Annotated in this window: 24 protein-coding genes; 11 read left to right on the forward strand and 13 right to left on the reverse strand. The window is 35.8% G+C overall.

Going from position 1 to position 21,776, the window contains the following annotated elements; genetic code table 11:
• Positions 1-5 precede the first annotated feature (5 nt).
• Entirely contained in the window at positions 6-212 is a 207-nt protein-coding gene (locus K3248_RS08710; RefSeq protein ID WP_246588264.1) for a hypothetical protein, read from the forward strand.
• Here the strand turns inward: K3248_RS08710 and dprA are convergent.
• From dprA to K3248_RS03820, 4 genes are read right to left on the reverse strand one after another with little or no spacing between them, the layout of a single operon-like run.
• Positions 142-1,356 carry a DNA-processing protein DprA gene (gene dprA / locus K3248_RS03805; RefSeq protein WP_220717016.1) on the reverse strand — a complete coding sequence of 405 codons (1,215 nt, stop codon included), beginning with the start codon at positions 1,354-1,356 and terminating at the stop codon, positions 142-144. The two genes, K3248_RS08710 and dprA, sit on opposite strands and share 71 nt — an antisense overlap.
• Complete coding sequence (gene plsY, locus K3248_RS03810; RefSeq protein ID WP_220717017.1) at positions 1,346-1,966, reverse strand: glycerol-3-phosphate 1-O-acyltransferase PlsY; 621 nt, start codon at positions 1,964-1,966, stop codon at positions 1,346-1,348. The genes dprA and plsY overlap by 11 nt, the downstream gene beginning before the upstream one ends.
• Before the next feature lie 17 nt (positions 1,967-1,983).
• Complete coding sequence (locus tag K3248_RS03815; RefSeq protein WP_220717018.1) at positions 1,984-3,279, reverse strand: dihydroorotase; 1,296 nt, start codon at positions 3,277-3,279, stop codon at positions 1,984-1,986.
• On the reverse strand, positions 3,276-4,241 hold the full coding sequence (locus tag K3248_RS03820; RefSeq protein ID WP_220717019.1) for an aspartate carbamoyltransferase catalytic subunit: 966 nt from the start codon (positions 4,239-4,241) through the stop codon (positions 3,276-3,278). Before K3248_RS03820 ends, K3248_RS03815 begins: the two co-directional genes overlap by 4 nt.
• Positions 4,242-4,366: 125 nt before the next feature.
• Between K3248_RS03820 and K3248_RS03825 the strand changes: the two genes are divergently transcribed.
• Complete coding sequence (locus tag K3248_RS03825) at positions 4,367-5,995, forward strand: acyl-CoA dehydrogenase family protein (RefSeq protein ID WP_220717020.1); 1,629 nt, start codon at positions 4,367-4,369, stop codon at positions 5,993-5,995.
• On the opposite strand, the gene ruvX is transcribed toward K3248_RS03825, so the two are convergent.
• A complete protein-coding gene (gene ruvX, locus K3248_RS03830; protein ID WP_220717021.1) occupies positions 5,980-6,459 on the reverse strand; it encodes a Holliday junction resolvase RuvX in 480 nt (159 codons plus the stop codon). The genes K3248_RS03825 and ruvX overlap by 16 nt on opposite strands.
• A gap of 142 nt (positions 6,460-6,601) precedes the next feature.
• Between ruvX and gatC the strand changes: the two genes are divergently transcribed.
• Together gatC and gatA are read left to right on the forward strand one after the other, a co-directional pair.
• On the forward strand, positions 6,602-6,889 hold the full coding sequence (gene gatC / locus K3248_RS03835; protein WP_220717022.1) for an Asp-tRNA(Asn)/Glu-tRNA(Gln) amidotransferase subunit GatC: 288 nt from the start codon (positions 6,602-6,604) through the stop codon (positions 6,887-6,889).
• 31 nt (positions 6,890-6,920) lie between these two features.
• Positions 6,921-8,405 carry an Asp-tRNA(Asn)/Glu-tRNA(Gln) amidotransferase subunit GatA gene (gene gatA, locus K3248_RS03840; RefSeq protein ID WP_220717023.1) on the forward strand — a complete coding sequence of 495 codons (1,485 nt, stop codon included), beginning with the start codon at positions 6,921-6,923 and terminating at the stop codon, positions 8,403-8,405.
• A gap of 101 nt (positions 8,406-8,506) precedes the next feature.
• On the opposite strand, the gene K3248_RS03845 is transcribed toward gatA, so the two are convergent.
• The 5 genes from K3248_RS03845 to K3248_RS03865 all read right to left on the reverse strand — a co-directional run bounded on the left by K3248_RS03845 (position 8,507) and on the right by K3248_RS03865 (position 13,369).
• Positions 8,507-9,217, reverse strand: a complete 711-nt coding sequence (locus K3248_RS03845) for an ABC transporter ATP-binding protein (protein WP_220717024.1) — start codon at positions 9,215-9,217, stop codon at positions 8,507-8,509.
• Complete coding sequence (locus tag K3248_RS03850) at positions 9,204-9,986, reverse strand: ABC transporter ATP-binding protein (RefSeq protein WP_220717025.1); 783 nt, start codon at positions 9,984-9,986, stop codon at positions 9,204-9,206. Before K3248_RS03850 ends, K3248_RS03845 begins: the two co-directional genes overlap by 14 nt.
• The gene (locus tag K3248_RS03855) at positions 9,983-11,041 is read right to left on the reverse strand and encodes a branched-chain amino acid ABC transporter permease (RefSeq protein WP_220717027.1); all 1,059 of its coding nucleotides are present in this window, start codon (positions 11,039-11,041) and stop codon (positions 9,983-9,985) included. Before K3248_RS03855 ends, K3248_RS03850 begins: the two co-directional genes overlap by 4 nt.
• Complete coding sequence (locus K3248_RS03860) at positions 11,041-12,117, reverse strand: branched-chain amino acid ABC transporter permease (RefSeq protein ID WP_220717029.1); 1,077 nt, start codon at positions 12,115-12,117, stop codon at positions 11,041-11,043. Before K3248_RS03860 ends, K3248_RS03855 begins: the two co-directional genes overlap by 1 nt.
• 118 nt (positions 12,118-12,235) lie before the next feature.
• Positions 12,236-13,369, reverse strand: a complete 1,134-nt coding sequence (locus K3248_RS03865) for an ABC transporter substrate-binding protein (RefSeq protein ID WP_220717030.1) — start codon at positions 13,367-13,369, stop codon at positions 12,236-12,238.
• A 302-nt stretch (positions 13,370-13,671) separates the two neighbouring features.
• On the opposite strand from K3248_RS03865, the gene K3248_RS03870 reads away from it, so the two are divergent.
• The 4 genes from K3248_RS03870 (at position 13,672) to K3248_RS03885 (ending at position 16,563) form a co-directional block, all read left to right on the forward strand.
• Positions 13,672-14,250, forward strand: coding sequence for a cold-shock protein (locus K3248_RS03870; RefSeq protein WP_220717032.1), 579 nt, complete (start codon positions 13,672-13,674; stop codon positions 14,248-14,250).
• Between the two features lie 287 nt (positions 14,251-14,537).
• Entirely contained in the window at positions 14,538-15,011 is a 474-nt protein-coding gene (locus K3248_RS03875; protein WP_246588265.1) for a DUF192 domain-containing protein, read from the forward strand.
• Positions 15,001-15,774, forward strand: a complete 774-nt coding sequence (locus tag K3248_RS03880; protein ID WP_220717034.1) for an alpha/beta fold hydrolase — start codon at positions 15,001-15,003, stop codon at positions 15,772-15,774. Before K3248_RS03875 ends, K3248_RS03880 begins: the two co-directional genes overlap by 11 nt.
• A 576-nt stretch (positions 15,775-16,350) precedes the next feature.
• Positions 16,351-16,563 (forward strand): DUF3126 family protein, encoded by a 213-nt coding sequence (locus K3248_RS03885; RefSeq protein WP_220717035.1) that lies wholly within the window; start codon positions 16,351-16,353, stop codon positions 16,561-16,563.
• Between the two features lie 41 nt (positions 16,564-16,604).
• On the opposite strand, the gene radC is transcribed toward K3248_RS03885, so the two are convergent.
• The 3 genes from radC to sfsA are packed head-to-tail and all read right to left on the reverse strand — an operon-like array spanning position 16,605 to position 18,957.
• Positions 16,605-17,399 carry a RadC family protein gene (radC, locus tag K3248_RS03890; protein WP_220717036.1) on the reverse strand — a complete coding sequence of 265 codons (795 nt, stop codon included), beginning with the start codon at positions 17,397-17,399 and terminating at the stop codon, positions 16,605-16,607.
• Between the two features lie 12 nt (positions 17,400-17,411).
• Positions 17,412-18,248: a type I methionyl aminopeptidase gene (map, locus tag K3248_RS03895; RefSeq protein ID WP_220717037.1), complete on the reverse strand. Its 837-nt coding sequence runs from the start codon at positions 18,246-18,248 to the stop codon at positions 17,412-17,414.
• Complete coding sequence (sfsA, locus tag K3248_RS03900; RefSeq protein ID WP_220717038.1) at positions 18,241-18,957, reverse strand: DNA/RNA nuclease SfsA; 717 nt, start codon at positions 18,955-18,957, stop codon at positions 18,241-18,243. Before sfsA ends, map begins: the two co-directional genes overlap by 8 nt.
• Before the next feature lie 240 nt (positions 18,958-19,197).
• Here sfsA and K3248_RS03905 point away from each other — a divergent pair, with 240 nt between their 5' ends.
• From K3248_RS03905 to rpsD, 3 genes are all read left to right on the forward strand, one after another.
• Entirely contained in the window at positions 19,198-20,034 is an 837-nt protein-coding gene (locus tag K3248_RS03905; protein WP_220717039.1) for an RNA methyltransferase, read from the forward strand.
• Positions 20,027-20,848 carry a glutamate racemase gene (murI, locus tag K3248_RS03910; RefSeq protein WP_220717040.1) on the forward strand — a complete coding sequence of 274 codons (822 nt, stop codon included), beginning with the start codon at positions 20,027-20,029 and terminating at the stop codon, positions 20,846-20,848. The genes K3248_RS03905 and murI overlap by 8 nt, the downstream gene beginning before the upstream one ends.
• A gap of 170 nt (positions 20,849-21,018) precedes the next feature.
• Positions 21,019-21,636 carry a 30S ribosomal protein S4 gene (gene rpsD, locus K3248_RS03915; protein WP_220717041.1) on the forward strand — a complete coding sequence of 206 codons (618 nt, stop codon included), beginning with the start codon at positions 21,019-21,021 and terminating at the stop codon, positions 21,634-21,636.
• Positions 21,637-21,776 lie beyond the last annotated feature (140 nt).

Genomic DNA, 21,776 nt, shown 5'->3' on the forward strand with positions numbered 1-21,776 from the left:
AGATTATGTTTATAAATCATTTAAAAGTTATCCAATATATTACAGATATGTCAAAACAAATGAACCAGATGGCACGTCAAGCGCGAAGCCCTCTTTTAGCGCTACTTTTGGATATGGCAGCTAAAGAAGGGCAAAGCATTATTAATAGTGCTGAGACTCTGGGGGAAGATTCGAACTCGACAATGACACATAACCACCACAGTGTCGAGTAAGTTTTCCAGCTAGATCGAGTTCCATCAGCAAAAGATAAAGGTTTTGTAATGAAACACCTGAGTGATTACTGAGTGTATCTAAGTCGATTGGAGTTGTTGAGAGAGCTGAGAGAACAGCTGCACGCTCTGCATTATCTCCAAAGGAAGAAGGATTGTCATTTTTTTTATTAGATGAATGGCAACTTTCTCCTTCTAATTGAAGAGACGATGGTTCTTCAAATAAATTCGGTTGGATATTGACAGTGGGTGGTGTTAGTGGTGTCAATGCTTCTACAATATCGGATGGATGTGTGGTTAGAAGAGCACCGTCCTTTATAAGGTTGTTCGTACCAACGGATCGTGGATCAAGTGGAGAACCCGGAATTGCAAAGATTAATCGTCCCATTTCTGCTGCTTGACGTGCAGTAATAAGAGATCCAGATCGCATGGCAGCTTCTACCACAAGAAGTCCAAGTGAAAGACCCGCAATAATACGATTTCTTCTTGGAAAATCGATAGCGCGAGGTTTCCAAGCGATAGGCATTTCGCTAATAATTGCTCCGCCGTTACTGATTATATCTTCATGCAATTTCTTATTTTCAGGAGGATAGATGTGATCAATTCCACCAGCCATAACTGCAACTGTACCTGTTTTTAGACTTGCTTGATGTGCAATACTATCAATTCCACGCGCTAACCCCGAGATAATTGTAAAACCAGAATCTCCAAGAAAATATGCAAATTGAGCCGTAAGCTTTTTACCTGCAGCTGAAGCATTGCGAGATCCTACAATTCCAACCGATGGTTTCTGAAAAGCTAATACATTGCCTTTTATAGCAATAAGTGGTGGTGATGCTTCTGTAATTTTTAGGAAAGCTGGATAATCTGGTTCTCCTATACCAACAAACCGAATGCCTAACTTTTCTGCTTCTAGCATTTCTTTTTCAGCGTCCTCTAAACTTGCTATTCTTATAGATGTAGAAAGACCACCTTTTTTACTAAGTTCAGGAAGTGCTTCTAGGGCGCTTTCTGCTGTTTTATAATGATCAATAAGATCACGAAAACCCACTGCTCCAATATTTTCACTTCGCAATAATCGTAACCAGTTTAAGCGTTGACGATCCGTGAGCAAAATTCCTTTATTTTTCCCCGTTTTAAGTACCAATCTTGCCTTCTTTCCCAACTAATAATCTACTAATATTTTCATGATGTTTTATAATCACCAGTATGCTCATTATGATTAACATACAATGAGCATAAAAAGAAGGATAGGAAAAATAAACAAATATTGGAACTATAATTACAGACATAAGTGCAGATAAGGAAGAATAGCGGGCCAGTAAAAAAAATGCTATCCACGTAATAATAAAGACAACAGCTGCTGGCCAGTAAAACCCCAAGCATACACCTAAATAAGTTGCAACACCTTTACCACCTTTAAATTTAAGCCATATAGGAAAGAGATGCCCCAAAAAGGCAAAAAAACCAGCTAGAAAAATAATGATACTATTTTCTGTTGGAGCACTTAGAAATCTTACACTGAAAACAACAAAAGTTCCTTTTAATATATCGCAAAGAAGTGTGAAAGCAGCAATTTTTTTATTTCCTGTTCGTAAAACATTTGTAGCTCCAATATTTCCTGACCCAATTGTTCTTACATCACCAAGTTTGGCTAATCGTGTAAAAATCAGACCAAATGGTATAGAACCAATAAGATAAGATATCAGAAAAGTCAGCCATATAGAGAACTGAAAAAGTATTTCATTTTCATGCATCAAGAAGCTCATTAAGTTTATGGATTAAGTTTAAAAACGACTTCTCCTTTAACAAAGGTTTGGAGAACACGTCCCTGAAAGCGTGCATTTTCAAAAGGTGTATTTTTTGAACGTGAATACAGCTTTTCTGTCGATACAATCCATGGTTCATCAAGATCAACTAAGATCAGGTCTGCTGGAGCACCTTTCTTAAGTGTTCCTGCATTGAGTCCAAAAAGTTTTGCAGGTGTCGTTGATAAAAGCTCAGTAAGTCGTAAAAGAGATATAGCTCCATTATGATAAAGGCGTAAAGCAGCACTCAATAAGGTTTCCATACCAATAGCACCTGCTGGTGCGTCATTAAATGGTAAATTTTTTGTATCCATACTTTGAGGATCATGAGAAGAAACAATAATATCCACCGTTCCATCTTTTACTGCTTCAATCATTGCTATACGATCTTCTTCTGAGCGTAATGGAGGCATGAGATGAAAGGAAGTGCGATATTGAGCAATATCATTTTCATTAAGAGATAAGTGATTAATAGATACACCTGCTGAAATCTTGGTACTTCGTTGTTTTCCTAAACGGAGGGCTTCTACAGACATTGCTGTTGATATTTGAGCAGCATGATAGCGTGTTTGTGTTAAAGCTGCTAGTCGCAAATCTCTTTCAAGTGGAATGACTTCTGCTTCACGAGGAATTCCAGAAAGACCAAGCCAACTTGCCAGTAAACCTTCATTCATAACACCTTTTTCTGTAAGGTCTTTATCTTGTGTTTCATGCATCAATAGAGCATCAAAATCGCGTGCATAAGTCATTGCACGCCGCATAACAGATGAATTTTGAAGTGTGTTTTTTCCTTCACTAAAAGCAACTGCTCCTGCTTCTTTGAGTAAGCCAAATTCAGCTATTGTTTGTCCATTGAAACCTTGAGTGATTGCAGCAACAGGATAAACATTAACAGATGAGATTTCTTTTGCTATATGCGTGATGAATTGAACAAGTGTTACGTTATCAATAATTGAATTTGTATTCGGCATCATAAGGAAGGATGTAATACCACCTGCTGCTGCTGATTGGCTTGCTGAAGCAAAAGTTTCACGCTGTTCATTTCCTAGTTCTCCCACAAAAACGCGGGCATCAACAAGACCAGGAAGAATTGCTTTGTTTTGTGCATTAATAACTTCTGCTCCTTCAGGGATTCCTTGATTTAAAGCCTCTTTTCCAGTGGCCATAATCAAACCATTTTCAATAATAACTGTACCGATTTCATCAATTGCACGTGAAGGGTCAATGATACGAGCATTTTGAAAAACACAAGGTTTTGTCATTTTTTCTCTCCACGGGTTTGAAAACGTGAATCCATTAAAGCTTCCATGACAGCCATACGGACAGCGATTCCCATTTCTACTTGTGTATGAATCATACTTTGTGGTCCGTCTGCTATGTCAGATGCGATTTCTATACCACGGTTAATTGGTCCAGGATGTAGAATAATGCAATCGTTTTTGGCATAAACCAAATTGTCTTTATGTAAACCGAAGTAATGAAAATATTCACGAATGGAGGGAATAAAGGAACCTGTCATACGTTCATGTTGTAAGCGTAGCATCATGATGACATCTGCATCTTTAATGCCTTCTTTCATTGTGTTAAAAACTTCTACACTCATATCGGCTATTCTTGTAGGCAAAAGTGTTGAAGGAGCTACAGCACGAACACGTGCTCCCAAAGCATTAAGACTGAGAATATTTGAACGTGCCACACGTGAGTGTAGGATATCCCCACAAATTGCAACTGTTAATCCTTCAATACGGCCTTTAGCCTTTTTAATGGTCAGAGCATCTAATAAAGCTTGTGTTGGATGTTCATGGGCACCATCTCCAGCATTAATGACACAACAATTAACTTTTTGTGCTAATAAAGCAACAGCTCCGGCACAGCTATGGCGAATAACCAGTATATCTGGCTTCATTGCATTGAGAGTCATAGCCGTGTCAATTAATGTTTCACCTTTTTTTACAGATGAATTATTGATAGCCAGACTGATCACATTTGCTCCTAACCGTTTACCGGCTAATTCAAAAGAGGATTGTGTTCGTGTGGAAGCTTCAAAGAAGAGATTAATTTGGGTGCGCCCATGCAGTGTAGATTTTACTTTATCAATTTTTTGAGAAAGAATAATATTGCTATCTGCACGATCAAGCAATGTGGTAAGATCTTGTACACTCAAATCTTTTATACTTAAAAGATGTTGGTGGGGGAAAAGCGGAAAAAAAGTATCTTGAGTCATAGCATTCTTTTTTATCTCTCTCTAAACAGATTAGACAAGCATTTGTTTGAATATGATAAAGGTTTTTTAACTGCAAAAAGACAAATAGTCTATTATATGAATGATTTAAATAATGGAAGATACTTATGAGTGCCATATCTGCGCAAAATGTTCGTCGAAAAAATGCATTTCTTAGTGATACGCTTATGTTTCGTATTGCCTCTACTCTGCCTAAGTTTTTACTAACAAGTTTTGAAGAAATAGGAGATTTTGTGGCAAGTTATGAAGCATGGGAGCTTTCCTCTGCAGCGAATCGCTATCGACCAATATTGCGCTACAACGACAAATGGGGGAAGCCAATAGAAAAACTAGAGATACATTCTTCTTATCAAGCACTTCAACAATATTCCAGAAAGGTCGGCTTGGTTACTTCCCTTTGGGAAAATACTACTTCAGAAAATGGTGTCCGTTATCAAGCGCGTGCTATTCGCTTGGCTTTATCAGCGAGTTTAGAAACAGGACATTTGAATGAGGTTATTATGACAAGCGCAGCAATTGCTGTCTTAATCAGTGATATTGACCTCTTTAAAAAGTGGCAAAATGTGCTCTTATCACGTCAATATGATTTATCATCTAAGCCTGTTAATAATAAAAAAGCAGCTTCGCTTACTTGTGCTTTTGACGATGTTGAGAAATGTGAAAAATATTTTTCCAATGCTTCAAGTGTTCAAAAGATTTCTTTTGATGAAAAAATGGGGCGTGATCTTTATCGTTTAAATGTCGTAAAAACAAATGTTATTAATCCTATAGTGGATGGATATCTTGTTAGTGCAGAATTAGATGGTCATTTAAGTTGCTTTTTAGTTCCACGCATACAAGAAAATGGTGCATTAAATGGAAGCATATCTATTCGCCATTTAGTGCAGCGTTCTGGAGAAACCTTAACGCCAGAAGGGGTTGTTGCCTTTCAAGGAAGTTATGGTTGGCTTTTGGGAAATGCTGGGGAGGGGCTTAAAATCATTAAAGATATCGAAACAATGATGCGTTTTGATCAATCTGTTATATCAGCTGGTGTTTTGCGAGCTGCTCTTCAATTTGGTATAGATTTTTTTCGAAAAAAAATGCTCAATCAGCCTTTACCACCACTGACAGAGCGAATTTTTGCAGATATTGCATTGGATATTGCTGCTGCACAAGCTCTTGTTTTACGTTTAGCGCGCGCATTTGATAATGCTGCAAATGATCGTTCTGAAGCAGCTTTTGCACGAATCATGACCCCCATTATCGCTTATCACGTGAGCCAATTGGTTGTACCCATTGTTGGTGAAGTTATTTCACAGGTTGGAATCGAAAGTTTTGTAGAGGATAATCCATTATCGCAAATGTTGTGTAATGCGCCTGCGCGAATTGTAAGAAATAGTTCTGCAAATCAATTGGTAAAAGATGCAATTCTTATTGCTGAAAAAGCCCCAGGATTATTTCAGAAGTTATTAGAAAAAATTGCTCGTGATATTGGGCCTGCAGGTCCAAGAACAATTGAAATTATTAAATCTGCTGGGGAAATGGCATCAGCAAATGAGGGGGCTGGAAGATTCTTCCTAGAACAAGTAGCATACGCTGCTGCGGCTGCATCACTTCATTCTACAGATATGGAACATGTTACAAATGCTTATATGGAAAGTCGTCTTGGAGGACAATGGAGATCTTCCTATGGTATGCTGATTGCGCGCTATAATGCAGGTCATTTGCTCAATGTTCTTTATCCTTCTATATGATGAAGGCTTTGAATCCTGTTAAGAGCGCCTTGTAATATGAAAGCAGCAGCAGCCGAATCAATACGTCTTACTCTTTTTGCACGTGATACATCCATTTCTAAAAGAGAACGTTCTGCTGCAATCGTCGATAAACGTTCATCCCAGAAAACAAAGGGAATTGCTGTATATTTTTCCATATTACTTACAAAAGTTCTCGTTGCTTGCACACGAGGACCACTGCTTCCATTCATGTTAAGAGGTAAGCCAATGATAATCCCTCCTACATTTTCACGATCAAAAATTTGTATAAGTGTGCGAGAATCGATCATAAACTTTTTTCGTTGAAGTACAGGACGTGGATTTGAAAAGGTCAGCCCTCTATCAGAAATAGCAATTCCAATTGTTTTGGTTCCCAAATCTAAACCTGCTATTGTTTGCTTTGGTAAAAGATGGTTAATAACTTCATTTATATGAATAATAGTCATAGTATTTATAATTTAAGTTTTAGTGTTTTAGGTTTATAAGCTAGATTTTTTATTTATATTGTGCGTATTTTTACGCTTGCAAACACGGCTTTGTACATTCAAAATATGAATAAATGAATATTTAAGAGCAGAAAGGCATAGTATGTCTGTTGATCAAAAAACAGTCAAGCAGGTTGCACATTTAGCACGTATTGCTATTCATGATGATGAAGTGGAACATATGACGAAAGAACTAAATGTCATTTTAGATTTTGCAGAACAGTTAAATGAAATTGATGTCAGTGAAATTGAACCATTAACATCTGTGATTCCCATGACTTTGCGAATGCGTGAAGATAAAATCACAGATGGTGACAAAGCAGCAGATATCGTAGCAAATGCACCTGTTACGGAAGAAAATTTTTTTCTTGTCTCAAAAATTATTGAATAACTTTTAAATTTTAAAAATTTGAGAATCAATTATGACTGATTTAACAACTCTTACAATTGCACAAGCACGCAATGCCCTCACAAAAAAAGAAATTAAAGCAACTGAATTAACGGAAGCTTATTTAAAAGCAATTGAGGTGGCCAATCCAATTTTAAATGCTTATGTAACAATAACAGCAGAACAAGCAAGAAAAATGGCTGCTGAATCCGATTGTCTTTTATCTAAAGGGCAGGGAAGATCCTTAGAAGGAATCCCACTAGGAATTAAGGATCTTTTTGCGACATATGGTATTCATACTCAAGCCTGCTCACGTATTCTTGATGGCTTTAAACCACACTATGAATCCACTGTAACCAGTAATTTATGGCAAAACGGAGCTGTTATGTTAGGAAAACTTAACATGGATGAATTTGCTATGGGATCTTCTAATGAAACGTCATATTATGGTTCTGTTATAAATCCATGGCGAAAAAAAGGTTCTCATGAAAAACTTGTGCCAGGTGGTTCTTCAGGTGGTTCTGCAGCTGCTGTTGGAGCACAGATTTGTGCTGGTGCAACAGCGACAGATACAGGTGGTTCAATACGTCAACCAGCAGCATTTACTGGGACTGTCGGAATAAAACCAACTTATGGACGTTGTTCACGGTGGGGTGTTGTTGCTTTTGCTTCCTCACTTGATCAAGCTGGACCTATTGCTAGAGACGTTCGCGATTGCGCTATTTTACTTAAATCAATGGCTTCTTTTGATGAAAAAGATTCCACATCAGTTGATGTACCAGTTCCTCATTATGAAAATTTTCTTGGGAAATCCATAAAAGGAATGAAAATTGGTATTCCAAAAGAATATTACCTTGAAGGAATGTCTTCTGAAATTGTGGAACTTTGGCAAAAAGGAATAAATTGGCTAAAAGAAGCAGGCGCTAAAATAAGTGAAGTTTCTTTGCCCCATACAAAATATGCTTTATCTGCTTACTATATTATTGCTCCTGCAGAAGCATCTTCTAATTTAGCACGTTATGATGGTGTTCGATTTGGTCTGCGTATACCGGGAAAAGATAGCATCGAAATGTATGAAAATACCCGTGCGGCTGGTTTTGGTGATGAAGTTAAACGGCGTATTTTAATTGGTACTTATGTGCTTTCATCAGGCTATTATGATGCTTATTATTTAAAAGCTCAAAAAGTACGTACACTTGTAAAGCGTGATTTTGACCAATGTTTTTCTTCTGGTATTGATGCTATCCTTACACCAGCAACACCAACATCTGCTTTTGGTATTGCTGATAAAAAAATAAAAAATGATACTATGGCAATGTATCTGAATGATATTTTTACCGTGCCCGTGAATATGGCAGGCTTACCAGGAATCTCTGTTCCTGCGGGACTTTCAGAAAATGGCTTACCACTGGGATTGCAATTGATTGGTAAACCTTTTTCTGAAGATGTTATTTTTCAGATAGCACATGTTATAGAACAAGAAGCGGGTATTTTTAATGCAGAAAAATGGTGGGTGTAATAATAAAAAGCTCAAATTTTTATAAAAGTAATCTACTTTTAAAAGTATTTCTTATTTAAAATAAGAGAAAAAATTTTTGCTTTCCAATAAACAGAATAGTTTTAACCACCAAGATATGCTTCTTTAACACGTGGATCAGAAAGCATAGCTTTTCCTTCACCATGAAATAAAATATGCCCAACCTCAAGAATATAAGCATAATTTGCAATAGAAAGTGCTGCAAATGCATTTTGTTCAATAAGAAGAACAGTTTTTCCCATATCATTAATTTTTTGGATAATAGAAAAAATTTCTTTTACAAGAAGTGGTGCTAATCCCAGAGATGGTTCATCTAATATAACCATATCAGGATTACTCATAAGCGCGCGACCTACCGCGAGCATTTGTTGCTCGCCACCTGACATTGTCCCTCCTAACTGTTTTGCTCTTTCACGCAAGCGTGGAAAAAGATCAAATACCCATTCAATATCACGACGAATGCCTGACTTATCACCACGAATATAAGCGCCTAGATGAAGATTTTCTAAAACAGTGAAATGAGGCATAATATGCCGTCCCTCTGGGCTTAGTGCAATACCTAATCGTAAAATCTGCTCTGGTGATTTTTTAATAATTGATTCCCCTTTATAAATAATATCCCCAGAAATAGATCGATTAAGCCCTGTAATAGACCGTACAATACTGCTTTTTCCAGCTCCATTGGCACCAATTAAAGTGACAATACTTCCTTTTTTTATAGACATAGAAAGGTTTTGCACAGCTTTAATGGCACCATAATAAACGTAAAGGTTTTTAATTTTAAGAATATTCATAAACATCTCCGCCAAGATAAGCTTCAATCACTTTAGGATTATTACGAACTTCACTGGGTGTACCATTAGCAATACAACAACCATATTCCATTACCCAAATATATTGGCAAAGCCTCATAACAACTTTCATATCATGTTCTATCAGCAGAATTGTAAGGTTAAAATCTTTTTGTACTTTTGCTATGAATTTTCTAAGATCTTCGCTTTCTTGTGGATTCATACCAGCAACAGGCTCATCAAGAAGCAGCAATTTAGGTTTTGTTGCAAGAGCACGTGCAATTTCTAAACGTCGTTGTACACCATAGGGCAGAGATGTTGCAGATTGATGAGCAAGATGAGCAAGTTGTAATCTCTCAAGAAGTTCCATTGCACTCTTATGAATCTCTTTTTTTTCTTTCATTGCTTTTGGCAAAAATAGAGCAGAAGAAAACCATGGATATTTTTGGCGCACATGTGCTCCTACCATAACATTTTGTAGAACTGTCAAACCTGAAAAAAGGCGAATATTTTGAAATGTCCGTGCAATATGACGTCGACAGATAAGATAAGGAGCTTCTCCAGAAACTCTTTGCTCATCAAAAAGAATGGTTCCGCTTGTAGGAGCATAAAATCCAGAAATCATATTAAAAACTGTTGTCTTTCCAGCACCATTGGGACCAATTAATCCAGTAATTGTTCCCCGTTTAATTGTCATATTGATATTATTTACAGCAGTCAATCCGCCAAAACGCATCACAATATTATTGAGTGAAAGAATGATGTCGTTCATAGCTTGCCCTCAGTATTAGAAAGCTTTTTTCGTGTCACAAAACGATAAATACAATTCCATGAAAATTCACGTTGTCCCATTAACCCTTTTCTCCAAAATAAGATAATGAAAAGCAATAACAGAGAAAAAACAACCATACGGAGCCCTGGTATCTCTGGAACAGAGATAGAACCTAAGTTAAATGGGCTTTCAATAATACGAAGCCATTCAAGCATAACTGTAATAATAATGCTTCCAATGATACTTCCTGTAATCGATCCAAGACCGCCAGCAACAACAATCATTAAAATGTTAAAGGTGAGAAGAAAATTAAACATTTTTGGATCAATCGTTGAAATAAGAGCAGCCATTAACGCTCCTCCTACACCTGCAAAAAAGGCCCCGACTGTAAAAGAAAAGCTGCGGTAGAAAAAAGCGTTAATACCCATTGTTTTTGCAGCAATTTCATCATCTCGAACAGCACGCAGTACGTTTCCAGTATTGCTTTGCAATAAGAGAATAATGAAGATAACTGTAAAGGCCAACCAACCATAGTTCCACCATAATGTAGCACTTTGTGGAATACCTTTGATTCCTAAAGAACCATTTGTGAGAGATGTCGCGTTTGTAATAATAATGCGAATAATTTCTGCAAAACCTAATGTTGCAATTCCAAGGTAATCACCACCAAGACGTAATATTGGGATGGCAATCAATAGACCTACAATTGCAGCACACAGCCCACTTATAATAACAGATACAAAAAAAGGTAATTGCAAATGGAGCAATGGCTCAGCTATAGGCTCGAGAATCCACATCATTTCTTTTTGTTCAGGTGAAAGAAGTAAAATGGCACATACATAAGCACCAATAGCCATAAAACCAGCATGTCCAAGAGAAAACATACCTGTAAAACCATAAATTAAATTAAGAGAAATTGCTAAGATTGCATTAATCGCAATAAGGTTAATAATACGAAGTGTATAATCATTGAAGTGATTATCAGCATAAAATAAAAAACTAATAAGAGCTAAAATACTGATACACGATAGAAAAGTTGTCACTGACTTTGGCATTAAATTTTCTCCTGATTTTTCTTGCCCATTAAACCGGTAGGCATCACCAATAAAATCAGAATCAATAGAACAAAAGCAAAGGCATCTCGATATCCGGATAAAGCAGGAAAAAATGCAACCATCATAATTTCAATAAATCCTAATAATAAGCCTCCCAACATTGCTCCTGGAATTGAGCCAATCCCCCCAATAACAGCAGCAATAAATGCTTTTAATCCTGGCAAAATCCCCATGTAAGGGTGAATTTGTGGATAGCGTAGAGACCACATAATACCTGCAATAGCAGCGAGCGCTGAACCTATACCAAATGTAAATGCAATGACTTTATTGACAGAAACCCCCATTAAACGCGTTGTTTCAATGTCGTGTGAAATCGCACGCATAGCAAGACCAGGCTTTGTTTTATGAATAATCCACAACAATAATACAATAAGAATAAAGGAAACTGTGGGAACAATCAAAGACATGGGAGTAATTCTAATAACTCTTTCCGCTCCTGATTCTAAATGCCATAGGAACGGTATTACAAGAAAGTCTGGTTGTTTAACACCTTTAGGGACGCCACTAAAAAGCACAGTAGAAAGATTTTCAATGAAAAAAGAAACACCTATTGCACCGATAAGCGCAGATATACGTGGAGCATGCCGTAAAGGCTTATAGGCTAGTTGATCAACTGTAATGCCAACCGCACTTGTAATAAAAATTGAAAAAAGGAGAGCTAGAATCCAACTTGGCATAAAATCTTGAGGAGAAATTTTAAAATAATAGAAAAATCCCAACACAAGACTAAAAAAAACAATAATCCAATAAGCTTTAGGTCGTTTTTTAAACCCTATAAAAACTGAGTAATAAATAAGAATAGCCAGTAATATGAGAAGAATAGCAGCCCAAGCAGGCATAAAGCTAATTGTGGAAAAGAAAACGAAATATGCCCCCAGCATAAAGATATCACCATGAGCAAAATTAATGAGCCTTAATATACCATAGACCATGGTATAACCAATAGCGATAAGTCCATAAAGAGATCCCAGTGCCAGTGCATTAAAAAAATACTGGATGAACATTTCATTGCTCATCTCTTATCCTTCCCAATCTGCTTATTTATGTAAGATGAAATAAAAAACTTTTATATTTTAGTTGATAAAATAATCTCAACCAATTTTTTGTGCATTTGATTAGCAAAATTTGTTTTTTTTAAAAAGCAGGTTTTACTTCATCTAAATAGACGCGCTTTCCACCTTGTATTTGAATTATACCAATAGGAATTTCAGGATTATGGTTTTTATCCATAGTCATCTCACCAAAGGGGGTTTGAAAATCTTTTAATTTGCTGAGCTCTATAGTAATTTTTTCACGATCAGCGCTACCAGCATTTTCAATAGCTTTCATAAACATCATATAACTTGTATAGCCTAAAACAGAATTGATATTTGGTTCTTTATCTGGATAAGCTTCTCTCCATTCTTTTGTGAACTCTTGCGCTGCTTTTGACATATTAGGCATATCTTCACTATAGGGAAGTGTTGTGTGTAAAAAGCCTTCTGCAGCTTTTCCTGCAATTGTAATCGTTTCTGGATTATCCATTGCATCTCCTCCTATAATTTGAAACTTTGCACCTAATTCATGGGCTTGTTTCATGATAATAGCTCCTTCAGAAAAATAGGCAGGAATGAATAAAATATCAGGTTTTTGTGCTATAATTTGTGTGAGAACAGCTGAAAAATCTTGATCTCCAGAATTATAGTTTAAATTTGAGATAACTTCACCACCTAATTTTTTAAAAGCACGTGCAAAATAACTTGCAAGACCGATCGCGTAATCAGATGAGATATCTTTGAGTATAGCGGCCTTTTTTGCGTGTAAAGTTTGAATTGCGTAAGTTGCAATTCCTACACCTTGGTAAGAATCAATAAAGCAAGCACGGAAGTAATATTTTTTATTTTGTGTAACAAGTGGATTTGTTGAGGAGGTTGCAATAGTGGGAGTCTTTTCTTTTTCAGATATTTCTCCACCCGCTAAAGAGAGGGAGGAACCATAACTCCCTATGATTCCATTTACTTTATCGCTTGCCGTTAAGCGCATCACAGCATTAGCAGCTTCCACTTTATCAGATTTGTTATCAATAACAATAAGCTCTACTTTACGTCCTAATATTTCTGGAACTTTTTTATGTGCTAACTGTATGCCTCTAATTTCAAGTTGCCCCCCAAATGCATTCTGACCACTTAGCGGAAGGTAAACACCGATTTTGATAGGCTCACTTGCACAAACATTTGTTACAAGAGCCATTATAGCTACGAGTGTAGCTAGGAATTTCCTTAATCGCATTACATACCTTCCTTCATTATTTACTGTTGTCATTTTTTCAGATTATCTTGAACTTTCTTATCATGCAAGTTTTAAGATGAATAAAAATATCATTATGTGTAAAACATTTTGTCATTGCGAGTAATGTTGTAAAATATATCAAGCTGACGACCAAATACTAATAAAAGATGATATTAACACAAAAAATGCGACAATATGGGGAAATCTTAATCTTGGGGCTTGCGTGTTGATATAAGAGCAATGTTTACTTGGGGCTTAGAATCAATATCGTGCAATTTAGACCTACAGGATTACATTTTATTATGGCAAGTAAGGATACATTAAAGGATTATTCCCTGTCTGAAGACAGTATAGGTGCTTGTGGTGAAATTATTGAAATCAGTGGTGTCATTAAGTGGTTTGATGGAAGTAAAGGGTACGGATTTATTGTACCTGATTTACCTAATTTACCTGATATATTATTACATGTAACAGTGATGCGCAGGGATGGCTTTCAAACAGCTTTAGAGGGTGCTAAAGTCGTTTGTATTGTTGAAAAAACTGAGCGAGGGTTAAAGTGTGTTCAGGTGAAATCTATAGATTATTCATCAGCTGTTCATCCCTCTGAGGTTCCTGTACGTACACATGTCGTGGTTACTCCAGAGAGTGGTTTAGAACGCGCAATTGTTAAGTGGTTTAATCGTGATAAAGGTTTTGGTTTTCTTAGTCGTGGGCAAGGAACAGAAGATATTTTTATTCATATGGAAACATTGCGTCGCTTTGGTTTAGCAGAGCTTCGTTCTGGTCAAGTTGTTCTTGTACGTTTTGGTAAAGGAGAAAAAGGTTTAATGACAGCCGAGATCTATCCTGATATAGGGATTCCATTTTCTTCCACGCATTAAATTTCCTTATTGATACAATATCTTTTTAAATCTTCTTTTAAAAAAGAATAATATTTGTAGAGCTATCAAGCATAATAGCTTATAAAACAAATTATGTACAAGAGAGAATATATCTATAAAATAGTCAAGAAAACTCATAAGATAATGAGATTTTACATTTGCAAAAAGTGATAAAAAGCAACGATTTTATTTTTTATTTTAGCAATAAAGCTTTCAAGAGTGATTTATGTATGAAGATAAAAATACTTTTCAAAAAGAGGTATATTATCCTATTTGTGCTGTTTTTTATGTTAAAATTTAATCTCGCTGTAGCACAAAAGCCTATGGAACTTCCTATTGATCCGGTCCCTTTAAAAATACAAACAAAGAAGGGGACGTTTTTTTATAAGGTAGAGCTTGCTTTCACGCCATCTCAAGCAAAAGCTGGTCTAATGTATCGCACATATTTTCCGCGTGACTATGCAATGCTTTTTAAACAACAGGCAAACAATGGAATCAATGATAAGAAAAAAATGTTTATGTGGATGGCAAATACATCTTTACCTTTAGATATGGTTTTTTTAAATTCTGAGGGAGTTGTTGTTTCGATTGTTGAAAATACCTCGCCATTTTCAACGGACACCATTTCATCAGAAGTCCCAGCAAGCTTTGTGCTTGAAATTAATGCTGGTGAAGTTTCTGGAAAACAGATAGAAAAAGGACAACGTGTTATTCATCCTACACTCTGTGGAGAGTGTAAAGAGAGTAAAAATGACAGCTGAAGATCTTCGTTTTTTTGAATATGATGGTTTGCGATTTGCTTATCGAGAAGAAGGGCAGGGGCCGCCTATTTTATTGATTCATGGTTTTGGATCTTCTGCGCGAGTAAATTGGTATGCAACAAGTTGGTTTCGTACCCTTACTGAAGCAGGATATCGAGTGATTGCTCTTGATAATCGTGGACATGGAGATTCGGTAAAAAGTTACGATCCTTGTTTTTATAAGCCGAAAGCTATGGCTGAAGATGCGGTGAAATTATTACAGCATTTAGAATTATCCAAAGTTCATGTTATGGGATATTCTATGGGAGCTCGGATTAGTGCATTTATGGCTCTTTTTTATCCAACTTTTGTACATAGCGTTATTTTTGGTGGTTTAGGCATTGGTATGGTAACAGGAGCAGGAAGTTGGGAACCCGTTGCTGAAGCTCTTTTAGCAAAAGATATTTCTACTATTACCAACCCACGTGGTTTGATGTTTCGTAAATTTGCTGAGCAAACGAAAAGTGATAGACGTGCTCTCGCAGCTTGTATCATAACATCAAAACAAGAATTAACAGCATCTGAGATTTATAAAATTAAACAACCTGCACTTGTTGCGGTTGGTTCACTAGATGAAATTGGTGGTGAAGCAGAACCATTAGCAGCACTATTGCCCTGTGGAGAATCCTTATCAATTCCAGATCGAGATCATATGCTTGCTGTAGGGGATAAGGTTTATAAAAAAGGGGTTATCGATTTTCTTTCTCGATATCCTATTGTATAAAGTAATGGTCGTTTTTTAAGTTGGCAAAAAGATCCAATATTTTTATGATGTAAATTTTGCACAAAGATAAACGGGGGTAGTAAGGCTTTCATAAATTTATTTTATATATTGCTTAAGGAGAGCGTTTTTTGTCATTTGCATAAATATATTATAATAGTAATTGGGGGAAGAATTATCTTTTAGTCTTGGTGATTAAAAAGAAAACATAAAGGAAAATCCTTTATGTTATAACATTCTGCTTTTAAAAAAGAGACAAACTATAAATAATTGATCAATATTTTGTCGAAATATGTTTGTAAGCGCAAACACTAAAATTGAAAATAAAGTGATAATTATTAAAAGCTTATAGTTTTATAGCTGTTTTTTTACTTTTTAAGCTATACGGTGTGTTAAATAAAAATAGACTCGTTTAGTAGAAGATTCTTGCTAAAGATGCTAAGAAAAAATGCTTTTTAAAGAAAAGATCACATAAACAAAGATTTAAGAGTAAAGTTTTGTATAGAATTATGAGGCGTTTCTTATTTAGTAAAAAAGAAATTACGCTAAGAATCTTAATAAATAGGATAGGAGAGCAGAGTGAATGTTGATGAGATAAGAAAACTTGATAATTTTTTAAAAAAAACATTCCAAAATTCAGCATTACAAGTAAGAGCACGACCTAAAAAGGATGATTCTTGTGAGGTTTATATTGGAGAAGAGTTTTTAGGTGTTATCTATCGAGATGAAGAAGAAGGTGAATTATCATATAATTTCTCGATGGCTATATTAGATATTGATTTAGAAAATTGATTCGCTATGAATAATTATAATTTTTATTTATCCAAAAGAATTCATATAAGTTTTAATGCTTTAAAGCTGGTGTGGTTGTTTCGTGCAATAATAAGATGATCATGAATGGTAATACCTAATGCATTGGCCGCGTCTTTTATTCGATGTGTCATTGTTATATCAGCATTAGATGGTGTAGAATCTCCAGAAGGATGATTATGAACTAAGATAAGTCCTGATGCGGATAATTCTAAAGCACGCATAATAACTTCACGAGGATAAACAGGGGTATGATCAATAGTTCCAGTTTGTTGCACTTCATCAGCAAGCAAACCGTTTTTCTTATCAAGAAATAAAATACGAAACTGTTCTCGTGTTTCATGAGCCATGACAGCTTTGCAATAAGCTAATACCTTATCCCATGAGGAAAAAATATCACGTTTAAATAATTCTGCACGAGCAAGACGCCCAGCAACATCTGCAATAATTTTCAAATCAATTGCAGTCGCTGGCCCACATCCTTCAATCTCTTGCAGTCGGTGAATATCAGCGCCTAATACATCTGCTAACGAACCAAAATGTGCTATTAAATTTTTAGCTATTGGTTTTGTATTTGCTCGAGGTATCGTACGAAAAAGCAACAATTCAAGATATTCATAATCTTCAATTGCATTTCCTTTTGATTTTAAATAACGTTTCCGAAGACGTTCACGATGTCCTTGATAATGTTTATGGTTTTGTGAATATTTTTTAAGCTTTCCACTTTCTCCTTCTTGTATTGGAGTAGGTGGAGAACTTGATGTTAATGCAAAATGATTGCTTTGTATCTCTCCCTTTTTATTTAATTTTTTATCCATCATATTTCTACATTATATTTTACTATCTGAATTTGGAATATAAAAAATATCTTTAGGAGATTGCGTAAATATTTCATATCCTTCACTTGTAACACCGAGTGTATGTTCATATTGTGCAGTGAGAGAGCGATCACGTGTAACAGCAGTCCAACCATCAGATAAAATTTTAACTTGTGGTTTTCCAAGGTTAATCATCGGCTCAATGGTAAACATCATACCTTGTTTTAATTCTACTCCTTCTCCAAGGTTTCCATAATGAAGAATATTGGGAGCATCATGAAAAAGCTGCCCAATTCCATGTCCACAAAAATCTCGTACAACTGAGCATCGTTCAGATTCTGCATATTGCTGTATAGCAGCTCCAATATCACCTGTGGTTGCTCCAGGTTTAACGACAGAAATTCCTTTCATAAGACTTTCATAGGTTATTTTTAGGAGACGTTCTGCAGCACGTCTAATTTTTCCAACAGGATACATGCGGCTCGAATCCCCATGCCAACCATCTAGAATGAAAGTTACATCAACATTAACGATGTCGCCTTCTTGTAGAGGTCTTTTATTAGGTATACCATGGCATACGACGTGGTTGATGGATGTACAGCATGAATGGCTGTATCCATGATAATTAAGATCAGCAGGAAGAGCACCTCGTCTTGCTCCAAAAGTGAAAACAAAATCATCAATTTCTTGTGTAGTCAGTCCAGGTTTAATGATATCTGCAAGTGCATCAAGACATTCCGCAGCAATACGACCAACTTCACGCATTTTAGCAAAAGCATAATCATCAAAAATACGAATTTGTCCGTTAAACTGTAAGGGTGTTTTATTATACTCAATATATTCAATCATTGTTTTTTCTATTTTCTATATTCACGCGCTGAATCGGAAAAATACCTTCTACACTTACGTGACACTTTATAGCATAAAATTCTACCCCTGATTTTAATGCTAAATCAAATTTACGTCCATAGATGGGATCAAGATCATGACAAATTGTGAAAGCTGAGCAATCTTCTCGTTGAATTATATAAAGCATAACAGCTCGTTTTCCTTGTTGTACAATTTTTATTAGCTCTTCAAGATGTCGTGCACCACGTTTCGTTTCGGTGTCAGGAAATTCTGCCAATCCTTTTTGACGAATGAAATGAACATTTTTGACTTCTAAATAACAATCTGGGAGAAGGTCATCATGCAAAAGAAAGTCAATGCGTGAATGTGTTCCGTAGCGTTGTTCCTTTAAGATTGTTTTATATTCGCTTAATTCTGGTAGTAATCCATTTTGTATTGCTTCTAATGCCAATTTGTTAGGTAAAGTTGTATTGATTCCCACTAAAGTATTATTTGCTTCGACAATTTCTAATTGATATGCGTATTTTCGTTTGGGGTTATTATTATATGAAAGCCATATATTAGAGTTAGAAGTTGTTAATCCAAGCATCGATCCTGTATTAGGAACCGATACGGTAAAAGCCTGCTGGTCATTCTGTTTAACATCAGCAAGAAAACGTTTATAACGGCGGATCAGTTTTGCAGGAAAAAGTTGGGGAATAAAGAGCATAGTCTTTTTTAAAATTTATATTTTTATATTTCAACTCCATATTATAATTTAAAATGCTTGCGGCTATATTAAATGAACCAACGTTGATATAAAAAGGCTGAGATAGCTTATAAATTGTTATAAAAACAATACTTCATTCTTTCTGAACGAAAAGAGAATATTACCTATAGTGTTTTATTAAGATAATTGCGTTCAAAAAAATAATGATCGGAGTATAATATATGACATGAGGTAGGAGTAATGGCTGGAACTAATAAGAAACTTAAAAATTTAACAAATGGTCCAATTATTATTTTAGTTGAACCACAGTTACCTGAAAATATTGGTATGGTTGCAAGGGCAATGGCAAATTTTGGGCTTTGTAAGCTTCGACTAGTTAGACCTCGAGAAGAATTTCCAAATGAAAAAACCAAAGCTGCTGCAAGTAAAGCTGATCATGTTATTAACAATGCTATAATTTTTGATACACTACGCGCTTCAATTGAAGATTTGCATTATGTTTTTGCCACAACAGCACGTGAAAGGTCTGGTTTTAAAACTGTAAAAAGTGCTGTTGAAGCTGCAAGTGTATTACGTCAGCGTGAAAATTGGGGGCAAAAGACGGGAATTGTTTTTGGAAGAGAACGGTGGGGACTAGAAAATGCTGAAATTAGTCTTGTTGATGAAATCATTACTTTTCCTGTTAATCCTGCTTTTGCATCACTTAATATTGCACAAGCGGTTTTACTTATGTCTTATGAATGGATGAAATCTGGTTTGAGGAATGCGAGTGATACAGCTTTTCGTGCAGTAGAGATGGAACCAGCAAATAAAGTAACATTTCATGGTTTTTTATCTCAATTAGAAAATGCCTTGGATATTCGTGGATATTTTAGACCTAAAGAACGTAAAGAAGTAATGCTTACAAATTTGCGTTCTGTTTTTACACGCGCTAATTTTAGCGAGTCTGAAGTTCATTTGTTACGGGGAATTATTTCTTCTCTAGATCATTTTTCTCCCCAGTTTCCACGAGGAAGCAGAACATCTACAAATCGTGATCATAAAAAATTAAAAACAAATGTGAAGACTGATGGATGAGCGGCCTGTTCTTTTTTTTGATAGTGGTATTGGCGGTTTAACAGTGTTAAAGGAAGTGCGTATTCTTATCCCTGAAGCACAATTTATTTATGTTGCTGATGATATAGCATTTCCTTATGGTGATTGGGAAGAAAATATTTTAAAAAAGCGTATTTTAAAGATTTTTTCGAATCTTCTAACACTTTATAATCCTGTCTTATGCGTAATTGCTTGCAATACTGTTTCTACACTCATGATGGCAGATTTACGGCAAAACTTTCCTCATATTCTTTTTGTAGGAACAGTCCCTGCTATTAAAACAGCAGCTGAACAAACAAAATCTGGTTTTATTTCAGTATTAGCCACACCTGGAACGGTGCAACGTTCTTATACACATGCGTTAATCAATTCTTTTGCAAAACACTGTCACGTTCAGCTTGTAGGAAGCGCAAAGCTTGCTGGATTTGCTGAAGATTATTTACGGGGCAAGTCTCTCAATTTGAAAGAATTACGCAACGAAATTCTTCCATGTTTTTTTGAAAAAAATGGCAAATATACTGATATTATTGTTTTAGCTTGTACACATTATCCTTTCTTACTTCATTTCTTTCATGAACAAGCTTTATGGCCAGTAAAATGGATTGATTCAGCAAAAGCCGTAGCTAAACATACAAGAGCGTTATTACCTAAAAATATGTATCACAAGGGTATAAAAAAGCATAAAGATTTTGCCCTGTTTACATCACCCAATATAACTTCTTCAACAGAGCGCTTGTTAAAACAATTTGACTTAAATCTTATGAAAAGAGTTGACTTTAGAATACAAGATCAATAATGATGTTCAAGCTGTTTTCTATAAGGAAATGGTCTTTATTGACGTGTCCCGTGGGTAACTTTACATTTATGTATAAGGAGTCCTGTCAGTCTTTAATATTTAAAGGCAGAGGAGGGTGCGTTTCCTTGAGATCTTATTGTGATCTTGTGTTCTATTTTGAAGGAAATGCGATGAGTAAACGCGAAACAACGAAATATAAAATTGACCGCCGTATGGGAGAGAATATTTGGGGGCGTCCAAAATCTCCTGTTAATCGCCGTGATTATGGTCCAGGCCAGCATGGGCAGCGCCGTAAAGGAAAGCTTTCAGATTATGGTGTACAGTTGCGTGCTAAGCAGAAATTAAAAGGGTTTTATGGTGATATTTCAGAAAAACAATTCCGTAAAATCTATGAAGAAGCTGCTCGTAGACGGGGGGATACAGGTGAAAATCTTATTGGACTTTTAGAATCGCGTTTGGACGCTGTTATCTATCGTGCGAAATTTGTGCCTACTATTTTTGCTTCTCGTCAGTTTATTAATCATGGTCACGTTAATGTAAATGGTCGGCGTACAAATATTCAATCATACCGTTGTAAGCCAGGTGATATTATTGAAGTCCGTGAAAAGTCTAAGCAGCTTGTTTTGGTTTTAGAGTCTGTGCAATTGGCAGAACGGGATGTACCTGAATATATTGAAGCAGATCATAAACATATGAAAGCGACATTTGCACGTATTCCTGCTTTCTCAGATGTTCCTTATGCTGTGCAAATGGAACCTAATTTGGTTGTTGAGTTTTATTCTCGCTAAATTTTTTATAGAAGCGTATTTCTCTTTTTTGTTACGCTAAATGGTTCTGTTATTTTATACTCTTTAAAATACAGGAGAGAGCTTTTGTATAGGTATGCTGTATCGAATTGATTATTAGTTTATTTTTAATAAACTTTGCA

This window comes from Bartonella raoultii (genome assembly GCF_019659805.1).
GTDB classification, from domain to species: Bacteria; Pseudomonadota; Alphaproteobacteria; order Rhizobiales; family Rhizobiaceae; genus Bartonella; species Bartonella raoultii.